Origin of the sequence: Mastigocoleus testarum BC008, assembly GCF_001456025.1 — a bacterium.
Taxonomy (GTDB): domain Bacteria; phylum Cyanobacteriota; class Cyanobacteriia; order Cyanobacteriales; family Nostocaceae; genus Mastigocoleus; species Mastigocoleus testarum.
On record NZ_LMTZ01000091.1, the window covers coordinates 1 to 13,478 of the forward strand.

General features: G+C 38.5%; 12 protein-coding genes. 7 read left to right on the top strand and 5 right to left on the bottom strand.

Annotated elements, in window-relative coordinates; all coding sequences use genetic code 11:
- Window positions 1–102: 102 nt before the first annotated feature.
- On the bottom strand, window positions 103–1,404 hold the full coding sequence (locus BC008_RS17715) for a PDZ domain-containing protein (protein ID WP_027846617.1): 1,302 nt from the start codon (window positions 1,402–1,404) through the stop codon (window positions 103–105).
- Window positions 1,405–1,664: 260 nt separating this feature from the next.
- On the opposite strand from BC008_RS17715, the gene crtO reads away from it, so the two are divergent.
- On the top strand, window positions 1,665–3,359 hold the full coding sequence (crtO, locus tag BC008_RS17720; protein WP_027846616.1) for a beta-carotene ketolase CrtO: 1,695 nt from the start codon (window positions 1,665–1,667) through the stop codon (window positions 3,357–3,359).
- A 181-nt stretch (window positions 3,360–3,540) separates the two neighbouring features.
- The gene (locus tag BC008_RS17725; protein ID WP_027846615.1) at window positions 3,541–4,035 is read left to right on the top strand and encodes a DUF2243 domain-containing protein; all 495 of its coding nucleotides are present in this window, start codon (window positions 3,541–3,543) and stop codon (window positions 4,033–4,035) included.
- Window positions 4,036–4,303: 268 nt separating this feature from the next.
- On the opposite strand, the gene BC008_RS17730 is transcribed toward BC008_RS17725, so the two are convergent.
- Complete coding sequence (locus BC008_RS17730; RefSeq protein WP_027847085.1) at window positions 4,304–5,155, bottom strand: DUF547 domain-containing protein; 852 nt, start codon at window positions 5,153–5,155, stop codon at window positions 4,304–4,306.
- Window positions 5,156–5,407: 252 nt separating this feature from the next.
- Here BC008_RS17730 and BC008_RS49535 point away from each other — a divergent pair, with 252 nt between their 5' ends.
- Window positions 5,408–5,623, top strand: coding sequence for a hypothetical protein (locus BC008_RS49535; protein ID WP_161938129.1), 216 nt, complete (start codon window positions 5,408–5,410; stop codon window positions 5,621–5,623).
- A gap of 201 nt (window positions 5,624–5,824) precedes the next feature.
- On the opposite strand, the gene BC008_RS17735 is transcribed toward BC008_RS49535, so the two are convergent.
- Together BC008_RS17735 and BC008_RS17740 are read right to left on the bottom strand one after the other, a co-directional pair.
- Entirely contained in the window at window positions 5,825–7,114 is a 1,290-nt protein-coding gene (locus BC008_RS17735) for a hypothetical protein (protein ID WP_058183754.1), read from the bottom strand.
- A gap of 221 nt (window positions 7,115–7,335) precedes the next feature.
- The gene (locus tag BC008_RS17740) at window positions 7,336–8,148 is read right to left on the bottom strand and encodes a glycosyltransferase family 2 protein (protein ID WP_058183740.1); all 813 of its coding nucleotides are present in this window, start codon (window positions 8,146–8,148) and stop codon (window positions 7,336–7,338) included.
- Window positions 8,149–8,754: 606 nt separating this feature from the next.
- On the opposite strand from BC008_RS17740, the gene BC008_RS17745 reads away from it, so the two are divergent.
- The 4 genes from BC008_RS17745 to BC008_RS17760 all read left to right on the top strand — a co-directional run bounded on the left by BC008_RS17745 (window position 8,755) and on the right by BC008_RS17760 (window position 12,703).
- Window positions 8,755–9,759 (top strand): isopenicillin N synthase family dioxygenase, encoded by a 1,005-nt coding sequence (locus BC008_RS17745; RefSeq protein WP_027844754.1) that lies wholly within the window; start codon window positions 8,755–8,757, stop codon window positions 9,757–9,759.
- A 413-nt stretch (window positions 9,760–10,172) separates the two neighbouring features.
- On the top strand, window positions 10,173–10,622 hold the full coding sequence (locus tag BC008_RS17750) for a MarR family winged helix-turn-helix transcriptional regulator (RefSeq protein WP_027844753.1): 450 nt from the start codon (window positions 10,173–10,175) through the stop codon (window positions 10,620–10,622).
- A gap of 469 nt (window positions 10,623–11,091) precedes the next feature.
- A complete protein-coding gene (locus BC008_RS17755; protein ID WP_027844752.1) occupies window positions 11,092–11,448 on the top strand; it encodes a nuclear transport factor 2 family protein in 357 nt (118 codons plus the stop codon).
- A 277-nt stretch (window positions 11,449–11,725) separates the two neighbouring features.
- Window positions 11,726–12,703, top strand: a complete 978-nt coding sequence (locus BC008_RS17760; protein ID WP_027844751.1) for a glutathione S-transferase family protein — start codon at window positions 11,726–11,728, stop codon at window positions 12,701–12,703.
- A gap of 334 nt (window positions 12,704–13,037) precedes the next feature.
- On the opposite strand, the gene BC008_RS17765 is transcribed toward BC008_RS17760, so the two are convergent.
- On the bottom strand, window positions 13,038–13,217 hold the full coding sequence (locus BC008_RS17765; protein WP_027844750.1) for a hypothetical protein: 180 nt from the start codon (window positions 13,215–13,217) through the stop codon (window positions 13,038–13,040).
- Window positions 13,218–13,478 lie beyond the last annotated feature (261 nt).

A 13,478-nucleotide genomic window follows, 5' to 3' on the forward strand; every position in this document is an offset into this window, starting at 1 on the left:
TTCATTTTGGTAGACGGTGAAAACTCCGTTCTACCATTTTTTTGGCACCAAGTTAATATTCCGGACAGGTCTATTGATATTTTCGAGATTTTAAAATCTACACTATATAGGTACAAAACCTACACCAAGTACTCCATGAACTATTGTTTGGGTTTTGCGAATGAAATTTCCATCATCTTGCATTCGCAAGTAAGTGATTCGTACGAGTTCACCTGTAAGCGCATCTCGTAAAGCGCACACCAAGTCATCCATTCCCTTGATACTTCGTCCAGCATAGTCAATTACAATATCGCCTACAGCAATTCCAGCTAGCATCGCTTTTCCTCCATCGACCATTTCGTAGATGTAAACACCTCCTTGAACACCAAAATTTTGATGTTGAGTTGTAAACTGTTGTGCTGTTTGCGAATAGCGTTTCGCTGTAGGATCTGTTGCTGAAAAAATTTCACCGTAGCGATAAAAAGCAGCCACAGCTTCGGTTGTTCTACCTAGCTGACGAAGAGAGATTGCTTTTCCAACTACTTCACTCCAAGTATCGGTTGCTTTAATTTCCAGTAACTTATTAATATCTTCGTACTCTTGTAATGCTTTACTCAAAAGTTCCTTACCTTCCGTAAGCAAAGATTGACGTTCTGATAGTAATTGTTCAGCTTTCCTAATACTTTTTTCCAGAAAAGTTTCTATTTCAATGTCATTTACAAGTTGATGTGGCTGCAAATAAATCAACGTTCCCAATTCTATATTTACGTCCGATAGATTAATATCCAGACTATTTAGAACCCGTAACCCAGATAAATGGGTAATCTCTGAACGATTTTTGAGTCTGTTAATCTCCAGACTAATTCTATGCTTGTAGTAGTTGAGCATTGTTTCATTGTCAAAATTACTTGATGCAGCATCAGAAACTACTCTAAGTAAAGATTCCGTTACATCCTGCACGTCAATAAGGTGATTATAAAAATACCTCACTAGTTCAGCATTTAAAGCGCTCTCAGTGAAAATATTAACTAGGGGTGTGGCGGATTCTATTTTGAGTGGACGACTATTGAGAGCTTGTCGCAACGAAGCAACTGTTTGCTGTAAAATCAGCCGATTGTAGCTTGAGGATGCTGTTTGTTCTAAAGCAGGAGCAATCTTGTTACGAACTATTGCTAATTGTCCTTGAAATGTATCTTCGGTTAGGGACTCTTCTACAAATCCAATTCGTGCATCTAGGTTAGATATATTTGACAATACTTCTATCGCAACCAGTTTTTTGGCAAACTCGATTTTCTTTGGGTTGTCCGGAGTGACAACAAACAAACTGCCAATTTGAGTAATATCTCCCGTAGTTAAATCTCCTCCGACCTTCACATTCTGAAAAATATTTTGCAGAATTTGTTCAGCGTTTGGTTGATTACTCATAGGGTTTGCTTGCTGGAGTCAAATATCAAGAATAAGTTCAGTGTAAATATTATTATTATGAATTACTTTTTTATTTAGGTGGTAACGAAGCCCTCATCGAACTTGCAACGGCATATTTTTTGTATCGAAGTTTAGAAATATCAAACGGCTTAGTTTGATTTCAATCAGGTGATTAAAAGTCTTATTTCTTCGGAGAGATATAGTATCTGTTTAGCTTTCTTAATATAAAAAATATTACTTTATTATTAAAGAATCAGCTAATGCAAGCTTACGATGTTGTTATTATTGGTGCTGGTCATAACGGCTTAGTATGTGCCTCTTACCTACTCAAGGAAGGCTACAGCGTTTTACTACTAGAGAAACGAATCATTCCTGGTGGTGGGGCGACAACCGAAGAAGCAATGCCCAAAGAAGCTCCTGGCTTTAAATTCAACCTCTGCGCTATCGATCATGAATTTATTCATCTTGGTCCCGTCGTTGAAGAACTAAACTTAGCTAAGTATGGCTTGGAGTACCTTTACTGCGACCCCGTTACCTTTTGTCCTCATCCCGACGGTAGATATTTTTTAGCCCATAAATCTGTAGAAAAAACTTGCGCCGCTATTGCTCGCTTCAATCAAAGGGATGCCGAAAAGTACAGAGAATTTATTGATTTTTGGCAACGCCTGACTAAAGGAATTACTCCTGTTTTTAACGCTCCTCCTAAATCAGTGGTTGATATTGCGGGTAACTACGGTCTAGGAAATATTCAAGACCTTTTGTCTACCCTGGGCGGTGTAGATAAAACCTTGGATTTAATCCGCACCATGCTTACTTCTCCCAAAGATAGTTTGGAATATTGGTTTGATTCGGAATTTCTCCGCGCTCCTTTAGCCAGGTTAGCTGCTGAATTTGGCGCGCCTCCTTCTCAAAAAACCATCGGTATTGGCTCAATGATGATGTCAATGCGACACAACCCAGGTATGGCGAGACCTCGTGGCGGTACTGGGGCGTTGACTAGGGCGCTGCTAAATCTGGTTAGAGATAAGGGTGGAGTTGTCTTATGCAACGCTTCAGTGGAGACAGTTTTAATTGGTAATAGCGGTCGAGTCGAAGGTGTGAGGACTGCAACAGGACAGGAGTATCGCGCAAACAAAGCTGTAATTTCCAATATTGATGCCAAGCGATTATTCTTACAAATGGTCCCTAAAGCAGCTACTGATGCAGCAGACTCTAATTTATACGAACGACTCGAACGGCGCATTGTTAACAATAATGAAACTATTCTCAAAATTGATTGTGCCTTATCTGAAGCACCTCGTTTTGAGCGGTTCGACCATAAAGACGAATATCTAATGGGTTCGGTTTTAATTGCTGACTCGGTAAATCATGTTGAAGAAGCCCACGCCTTACCCTCAATGGGCAAGATTCCCGACGAAAATCCTTCGATGTATCTTGATGTACCAACAGTATTAGACCCTTCCATGGCACCTGAAGGCAAACATACTCTGTGGATTGAATTTTTTGCTCCCTACCAAATTGCAGGAAAAGAGGGAACTGGTTTGAAGGGTACGGGTTGGACGGATGAGTTGAAAAATAAAGTAGCTGATCGCGTAATTGATAAATTAGCTGATTATGCTCCCAATGTAAAAGACGCCATCATTGCCCGTCGCGTGGAAAGTCCAGCGGAATTAGGCGAGCGTTTAGGAGCTTACAAAGGTAATTATTACCACATTGATATGACCCTGGACCAAATGATATTTTTCCGTCCCTTACCGGAGATTGCTAATTACAAAACACCCTTGGAAGGTCTTTACTTAACTGGTGCTGGAACGCATCCAGGCGGTTCAATTTCCGGAATGCCCGGGCGTAATTGCGCTCGCGTTTTTCTTCACGAACAAAATCCAGTCGGACAAAAGCTAAAAGAAGCCGGCGACAAGATTAAATCAACTATCGAAAATATCGTTAATCCTTAGTTAAGTGGTTGTTTTGACTGCTCTCTATTGGCGGTTGGTATGGTGGAGAGTTATCTTTCCGCCACAAGATAGGAGTTATTGGTGCAGATCGTTCTTCTTAAACCGTTACTAAATTAAAAATGAAATAGGGTAGAAAGCAAGAAAACATCTTTTGCCTTCTTAGTTAATCATCGAAGTGGAAATGGAAGCACAAAACACTCGACCCCTCAATCGCCGTCCCTTGATAATTGCGGGAATTTTACTCGGTATTGGTCAAGGTGGATTTTTTGATGGTATTGTCTTTCATCAAATCTTACAATGGCACCATATGTTTACCAATATTGAAACTAGCCAAACCGTTAATGGCTTCGAATTGAACACAATTGGAGATGGATTTTTTCACGCCTTTGATTGGCTAATGACCATTGCCGGGATTGTAACACTTTGGCTTGCGGTTAAAAGAGATGATGTACCCAAATCTACTCCTATTTTCATTGGATCTTTTACTATTGGTGCCGGTCTTTTCAACCTGGTTGAGGGGATTATTAACCATCACATTTTGCAGATTCATCATGTTAGACCCGGCGCTCATCAACTAGCTTGGGATTTAAGTTTTCTCGGTATCGGTCTTTTAGCGATCGCTATTGGTTGGGTGATTTTACTTCGCACTAAGGTATCTGCACCGGTGACTAAATGACAAATGTATAATTAATTTTATCTGGGTACTTAGCGATCGCACGTTGGTAAAGTGGTAATGGTGATCTCGTGCTTATCGACGTACTTTCACCTGGAAATAAATTTTTGCCCTTACTTGTTTTAAATTATTCTCATTGAGAATTAATTACTTATACCAAATCTGATTTTTAAAACCCCTTTATATTTTTTGGGATTTCCCCCCAGACTTCCCATACCTCCCACACTTTGCTCTCTCATTCTAAAAAGGGGTAATTAGCCCGGACTTAGTATTACTGTTTATTAAGTGCCCAATCGTAATTCAAGTAGTCAACCTTATAGTTACCTTTGACAAGATATTCCTTATCTTCTGAACTCACATATTTACTGATAAAATTCAACACAGCCCTTTCATTATCATTACCAGTAAACTTCCCATCCACACCATAGGTTTTCTTCCAATCCTCACCAAACCACTTAAAGATAGAAGAAAGATAAACCTTATTTTCTGTGCGATCAATCCGGAAACCGTGGGGACCATTAAGAAACTGACGAGTCTGGTCATCGAGTTGAGCGTCGAGTTTTTCCCCTGTATATGGTTCGTTGCGCAGGGGAGGACAACTGATTGCAGCACAAACTAAAGCTGCATGAATTCGTGGTTCATTATAATTAGTTCGTAAAGTATTGTGTTCGATATTATCTAAGGTTTTAGATTCACCAGCGACATTGAATTTCCTTAGCTTCCAGACACCAAAAATGTCACGAATGCTCTTTTTGAGCGGCTTTTGATCGATAATTGATTCTAAAGTAAAAGAATTATAAGCATTGATTAGAAAAGCAATTTGCTCGGCTTCACTCCAAGATTGAAAAGTACTAGCAGAAACAACACCCAAGGATGCATTATATTTGTCTAATTGTTGCCGATTTTTCTGTAATTCTTGGTAGTTAACTAATGCTCGCTCATCTACATATGTTTTCAAGACATCGGCGAAGTTTTTGTTATCCAAGGGTTGTGCTGCAGAAACATTCGATGCTTGTACCTGAGTAGATTCTTGGTTGGTTTGACTAGATTGTATAGCCCCCCCACATCCAGTAAGTATGATTAATGTGGGAAATAAAATAAAGAATCGATTGAATTTAGTCATTGTTAATTTATTAGTATAAAAAACTTAAACTCCTGAATTTTCCCTCAACTTCTATTAGTAGAAATTAGATTTGTATCTGTTGGCTGTAGGGGCACGCCGACGTGCGCCCTAATGAGACGTATACCCTGATAATTAGTATATTTTTTGGCTTGCAAGTTTCTTAGATGTAGGACTTACGCACTCGTTAACTAAAAATGAAGGTTTGAGATGACTATTTCCTTGCGGAAACACTGTCGCTAACCTATCGTCGTAATGACTGTAGCTATGTTGTCCGTGCGTAATACCAATTCAATAAATCATTGCAACAGATTCTCCGGTAGAGACGTTGCAGAGGCTAACGCCGACGCCGCAGGCTCTGCAACGTCTCTACAAAATCTATCTGTCTCATTATTTTTCCAAATTGGTATAAGTTCTGAGATATTTGACGTGAAAACACTTTTTGATTCTGGAAATCTAGTATTTGGTTAATAGATTTGTCGATATCAGTGTTGTGGATATTAAGTGAGAAAAGCTGAGATTATGGTTTTCCTTCACTTTTGAAGTATTAAATTTTGAATTATTAAGAACGTAGTATTAACATATACTTAGTAAAACAGATAAAAATGAGTATTCAGTGAGAACACGATTAAAATTCACGATAAAAATTAAGTCAAAGTTGTAAATTCACCCTTAAGAAGAAGATTCTGAATCTTGTAAAACATGCTCAGAAGTAGCGAGTTCAGTCGAATTGTAATCAACTAATAATCTCCAAGTTGTCCATAACCAACCCAAGATGAAAGGTAACCACAGCAACCATCTCTCTTTACTAGTTAAACGCCAATCATGATTTCCCAAAGCCTTGCGATGCTGTAGTGCAAAGTAAACAAAAGTAGAGATACTAACCAAACGTACTCCCCAATTACCAACGATGACTGCGAAGGGAACCAACCAAGTAAAATACCAAGCATGGATAATTGGTGATAAGCTCAGGAGAGCAAAAAAATATAACTCAGTAAATTGTCGGAAATTTCTCGATCGCAAAAGCAAAAGAACACAAGCTAAAGCCAAGGGAATTATATAAATCCAATTAGCTTTCAGAGAAGGTTCCCAAACTTGAGCAACTAAATGGGGAATAAACTCTGCACTACGACCATGGGAAACAAAAACTGAGCCTGTGGGAATTAATAAACATTGTCCTGTGTGGCAAAATGGGATAGCGCTAAGCAAAAAGGGTAAAAAACCCCAGAGCAAAACAACCACAGCTTTTTTTATACTTACCTCGCGGAAAGCTCGCCATGTAAGAAAACCTAAAATCGGTAAAGACATCCATTTAGCCGCTACACTAATCCCAAGTAGCAAAGAACTCCACATCCAACGAGCACTTTTGCTTGAATAATCAAAAACTAACCAGGCGGCAACTAAGGGTAAAATAAACCAGGTGTCATAATGGGCACCTCCAGCAAACGAGTAGATAACCAGAGGATTCCAAGCATAGAGTATTGCTTTTTCAAAGCCAAATCTCCGAGTTAGGAGCCAACAAACTGCTAAATCAGCCAAGATGAATGCTGACTTAAATAGAGCTACAGCGGGAGTAATTGCAGCTAAAGTACGGAAACCCAACTGAACCACTGGTGGGTAGATTGCAGAAACATCTTGGTGATTGATCTGGGACCACCATTCAGTACGGAAAGAAACTAGTTCTGCTGCATTGGGTGCAAACTCATAAGGACTAAAACCAAGATTCTGGATATATCCTTCCCATAGGTAACGCCACACATCATCCCCTGGGTACATGGGTATCAGCAACAATCTTGTCAAAATAGCGACTCCCCAAAACCAGATACCACTAACTTTACGTAGCATCCAAGACAGAGCAAAACCCAAACTCATCACACCGATACCAAGCCAAAATTGCCAAACATTTCCGGGCTGGCGAAAGTCGCCGTAGGGAATGATATAAGCAGCACCTAGTAGTAACAAAAGAGCACTTAAATAAAGAAAAATTGATTCTATTTTGGAGCTTGAAATATTAAAGTTTGAAATTTTGAAGTTTGAAAGTTTAAGATTTGAAAGTTTGAGATTTGAAATTTTGAGGTTTGAAAATTTGAATTTTGGGTCGCTCATTTAGGAGGAATGTCGATAATTATGTGGGATTTTCGATAGATGGGATTATTTATAGGAGCGGCGATAAAGAATAAAAACTAGTTAACCGAAAAATGTACCAATAAAATGCGTTTGAGTTTAACCAATGAACGGTGATAAAATTTTTTTTTGCTCCTATTTATCCTATATCTCCAATTTCCCTGTTGTAGGCGACGCAGATATAATTTGCCAATAGTGCTCAGAATAACTATTCCTGCTTTAATACTACCTGATAGGGTACCGGAAATTTTGGACTTTCCACCCTGTCTATAACGGTAGTCAACGGGTAATTCACAGGTCTGTAATCTTAATTCTACTGCCCTTGTTTGCATCTCCACCGTCCAACCAAAGCCTCGATCTTCCATCTGGATTTTATCCAAAGCGGAACGGCTAATCAAACGTAGCGGTCCCAGGTCATGGTACCAATGTCCCCAACCCCAGCCAATTAGGAAAGTCGCTAACCAATTACCAAAGTTTTGTACTGGAGTCATAGCTGCTCGACCAGCATCAGTTGCACGACGGTTACCCATAATCATGTCAAACTTCTCGCGTCTAGCAAAAAACTGAGGAAGTTGAGTCAGATCATCGCTACCATCAGCATCACAGAATAAAATCCAGTCAATATCTGGCGGTAATTGTTGTAAACCTCGCCAACAAGCACTACCGTAACCGGGAATAGTTTCAATAACTACTTGCGCACCAGCTGCGATCGCTTTGGTAATACTCCGATCTGTGCTACCGTTATCCACCACCCGGATATTTTTTAAACCATAGGACTGTAAAGACTTTACGACTTTGGCGATGGTAGCCTCTTCATTAAGTACAGGAATAATTACCAGAATATTGTCCAAGCTATTACAAAGTGTTTTCATTGTTTGAAGGGTATTTTTTGTGGGAAAATGCGAAACAAAAGTGAAAGCTATAAAACTGAGTATGGTTATTCCGTTTGTTGTGAGATTAAGTCATATTCGAAGCTAAATTGCCAATAATAATTTGTTTAATGTGCTTGTTTTTTCTTATATTCTGGAATATGGAGTAGTCATTTTAACTACTAACCTATTTTGAGATCAATAAATTTATTACAGATGAGATTAAACTGAGAATTTCATTAAAACAGACTGAAAAAATCTAGTAAGTCAATCTAATCGAAAGCAATACAAAGAAGGGAGATGTTGACGATTTTTTATCCATATATCGATCTAAAACCAAACTAGAATTAACCTGTAGTTAACTTGGAATTTGCTCCTGTAATATTGATGATTAAACTGCAGATAGTAATATAAGTTGTTACGCATCTAATTTGTACATCATTCTATTCGATGGCGAAGCCTCAAACTTTCTTCAATTTTGACTTTTGACTTTTTACTTTTGACTTGCTGTTGTACATTTTTAATGCACAACAGCTTAAGACCGTCATTATTAGGTAGAAAGAGAATAAAAATTTTAGCGATAATCGCACATTAGTGGAGATAAAACATATGCCACAAAGTAGTGATTTGGATATTCCAGTTATCAATGTAAGCGATCTGGTATCAGGAACAGGAAATCCTCATGAAGTTGCAGCTAAAATCGGACATGCTTGTCGTGAGTACGGCTTCTTTTACATTATTGGTCATGGAGTAGACGAAGAACTCCAACAGCAATTAGAAAAAGTCAGCCATCAGTTTTTCGCCCAAGATATTGAGACAAAACAGCAAATAAATATGTCCCGTGGAGGTAGAGCTTGGCGAGGATATTTCCCTGTCGGTGGTGAACTCACATCTGGTAAACCAGATATCAAGGAAGGAATCTACTTTGGTGCTGAGCTTCAAGACGATCATGCTCTAGTGAAAGCTGGTACTCCACTACATGGTTCTAACCTTTTTCCAACCAACATACCGCAAATGCGAGAATTGGTACTTAATTATACGGGAGCAATGACACGCCTAGGACATTCCCTCATGACCGGAATTTCCCTCAGTCTTGGTTTGGAAGAATCCTTTTTTGCCACACATTACACTTCAGATCCTTTGATACTGTTCCGGATTTTCAATTATCCTGCACCTTCACTAAACCCCGAAACTGAATCTAGTTGGGGAGTTGGAGAGCACACCGATTATGGAATGCTAACAATTCTCAGACAAGATATGTCAGGAGGGTTACAGGTAAAAATAAAATCTCAGTGGATAGCTGCTCCTCCCATACCTAACTCATTTGTGTGCAACATTGGAGATATGTTGGATCGGATTACAGGAGGACATTACTTATCCACACCTCATCGAGTTTGGAATCCCACCAACCATAATCGTTTATCATTTGCATTCTTCTTCGATCCAAATTTCAGCGCACCAGTAAAACCGATCAAGATAAATGGACAAGTAAAAGACAACAAGAAAGAACGTTGGGATAATGCTAGCGTTCATGAATTTAGTGGTACATATGGTGATTACCTGTTAGGAAAAGTTTCCAAAGTTTTTCCACAGTTACGTCGCAAAGTCCTCTAGCACCGCTATGCGGAAGTCATTAGCGCAAGCGTGTCCGTAGGAGATAAGTCATTAGCGGCTAGCGTAAGCGTACCGGATCCGCAGGTAGCGCAGCTATAGGTTATGACGCTGTCGCGTCACACTGCGTTAATGCGTGTCCGTAGGACATAAGTCAGAAGATGATATTGCGGGTCACGCACGCTACGCTAACAGAATTCAGAAGTACTTATTTTCTCCGGTAGGGGTGCACCGACGTGCGCCCTGACGAGTAGTATATTTTTTGTTAGAAGTCCCTTAATTTTTATGGCGATCGCTCCGCGCAACTCCCTTGGGGTATCACATTTAGACGTAATCTAAAAAAATCAGAAGTTGAACAAAAATATTGTTTATACTTAGATTATCTAACTTAATATTGATTCATCGCCACAACTTTAATGGTAAGCGAGCAAAATAAACCACCTAAAGCATCTTTCATTCCCACAATGCGTGAATTGGCGGCGACATATCAAGCATTTGCTTCTTATGCAGACGCCCATATTCGCAAACTCGGTTTGACCACCTGTCAATTTGACGTCATTGCCACTTTGGGTAATACACAGGGTATGACTATGACCGAACTCGCCGAAAAAACCTTAGTTACCAAAGGAACCCTGACCGGTGTCATAGACCGACTAGAACGCAAAAACTTAGTTTATCGCCAAGTCGTTGAAAGCGATCGCCGCAGCTTTCTAATCGTACTTACCCCCGAAGGAGAAAAAATGTTTGATCGCGTCTTTCCCATTCATATTGCTTACCTCAAAGAACGTTTCGAACTCCTCGACCCTTCTGAATTGGAACTTTTGCGAGTTCTACTGGCGAGATTGCGCAACGCTTTTGAGAGCTAAAAAAGTTTTTAAATAGATAGTTGACACTCAAACTACTTTTTGTTAACTTAATTTTAGAGATAGTTCGAGTTCAAACTATATGGCTTGAAACAATTCTGGCTAAACACCGTTTTTATAAACTTAGATTCTCTTAAGCTGTACCTTCCTATGCTTAAAGCTTTGGGTACTTGAGCATTGAAATCTTTTTGTCAAATCCAATCTGCAAACAGGAATATAAAAACTCTATTCTTGTCAAAAAACAATGCTAATCATCAGTGAAAAGATAATCTTAGTTATATCGGTGTCTAATAAATAGTTTGTATTTAGAATATCTGTATTTAAAATATATTTCTACGATAGGGAAAGTCTGCGTTCTTGAGTACATCAAGTTTTGAAGCTAAGAAGTTTTGAAACCATAGCGTGACAAATAGCTTTGTCCCCAAACATTTACTTACTACATTTACAAACACCAACAATTAGCGAGGTATTTATGAGTACTGATTTGAAAGTTGCATTTGAAGACATCAAAAACCTAGTACTTCAAGGTAAAGCAATGGATGCATTTGAGAAATACTATGCAGAAGATGTAGTAATGCAGGAAAATGGTAATCCTCCTACTGTAGGAAAAGAAGCTAATCGTCAGCGAGAGTTAGATTTCTTTTCTAAGCTATCTGAATTTCGAGGTGCAGAAGTAAAAAATGTTGCTTATGCAGATAATTTGATTATCTCAGAATGGTTTCTCGACTACACCCACAGCGAATGGGGTAAGCGCACTTATAATCAAGCCTGTATTCAAGTTTGGAAAGATGGGAAAGTCATACAGGAACGCTATTACTACGGAGCCTAACAGTTAAAAACATCTCCAAAAATCATGTAGAGAGGTACCACGGTACCTCTCCAGAAATGAATGTCTGGTAATAAACAAATAATTCTTCAGCAGAAATATCTTGTCAATTTGCATTAAGCATCCACTTTTATTAACCCCTCGTCGCAATCGCTTATTCTATGCTACGTTTGACAGGATTATGATCGCATTAACTGTTTCCTAAGTTTAGTTTCCTAAAATTTTTATTTCTTCTGCTTTATCACAATACTTAAAACTCTAATTAAAAGGAGCATCTTCCATGGGACTATTAGTTGATGGAGTTTGGCACGATCGCTGGTACGACACAGGAAAAACTGGTGGTAAATTCGTCAGACAAAATTCGCAATTTCGTAATTGGATTACAGCAGATGGTTCTAGCGGTTTTAAAGCTGAAGCGGGACGCTACCATCTTTATGTATCCTACGCTTGTCCTTGGGCACATCGCACTCTAATTTTTAGAGCACTCAAGGGATTAGAGGAAATGATTTCAGTATCTGTAGTCCATTGGTTTATGGGAGAACATGGTTGGACTTTTGATTCTGGAGAAGGAACCATCCCCGATCCAATTAACAACGCTCAATTTCTCCATCAAATTTATACAAAAGTAAATCCATCTTTTACCGGACGCGTTACAGTACCGGTTTTATGGGATAAGAAAACCGACACGATTGTTAATAACGAGTCCTCTGAAATTATTCGGATGTTTAACAGTGCTTTTGATAATCTTGGTGCTGTAACCGGTGATTACTATCCAGAAGCTTTGCGGGAAGAAATTAACGCTTTAAATGAGCGCATTTATCACACGGTTAATAATGGTGTTTATAAATCTGGGTTTGCTACTACTCAAGAAGCTTATGAAGAAGCAATTTATCCTTTATTTGAAACTTTAGATTGGTTAGAAGAATGTTTATCAACTCATCGGTATCTGACCGGGAACCAAATTACAGAAGCAGACTGGAGACTTTTTACGACTTTACTACGTTTCGATCCAGTTTATGTTGGACATTTCAAATGTAACCTGCGAAGGTTAGTAGACTATCCAAATCTTTGGGCTTATACCCGCGAACTTTACCAAATTCCCAAAATTGCCGATACGGTAAACTTCAAACATATTAAGGGACATTACTATCAAAGTCACGGTTCAATTAATCCCACTGCAATTGTACCCGTTGGACCTCAAATTGATTTTAGTACACCCCATAATCGGGAAAAAATTTCATCTGTACAATTCGTTTGATTGGTCCCTTAATACCCTCAAATAAATCCTATTCTACCTTGGCGCTTACGTGCGCCAAGATTTTTGTTTATGAATTTATTGAAAGTAAATTTATTGAAATTAATTTCTTAGAACTAATTTCTCATAACTTATTTATTGGAAACATTTTCCTTAAAGTAAGGGAATATATTTTATGACACTTTTAGCAACGATAATGTCAGAATGACCAAAATATGGGGTGAATCTTAGGGTAATAACTGAAATTAATTTTAGAAGGAAAAATTGCTGCTTATAAAGCTTTTAGTATTAATTGTTTCAGGCTGAAAGTACGACATCAAGGGCGTTATAGAAGATATTAGAAATTATTAAAAACACAAAGACCAAGTGTTAACAAAAATAAAATGCGCCACAATTGTAGATTCAAATTCCCATCATTGACTGCAGCAGTCTGCTCTTTTGCATGAAATTCTTCAACCATCAGACTATCCCATTGGATATCATTAACTGAATTTTTCCATTGAATGTTATTGTTCATGGTTTAATTCCTCTCTTTATAGTTCCGAATTATTTGAACAGATATACCAAACCTCAAACAAGATACCTTTAACAGAATTAACTGTTTGAAAAGGATATTCCTTATAAGGATAATTATAAGGAAACCCTTTAGAATAAAGGTTATTCTGAGAATTGATACTGCAACTCTGGGCTTGATTTCCTGAGCTTACATATAAACATATCCATAAAAAATGACAAACTCGGGACAAATTCTTTTTTTAATAAAAATTTATATGGAGTA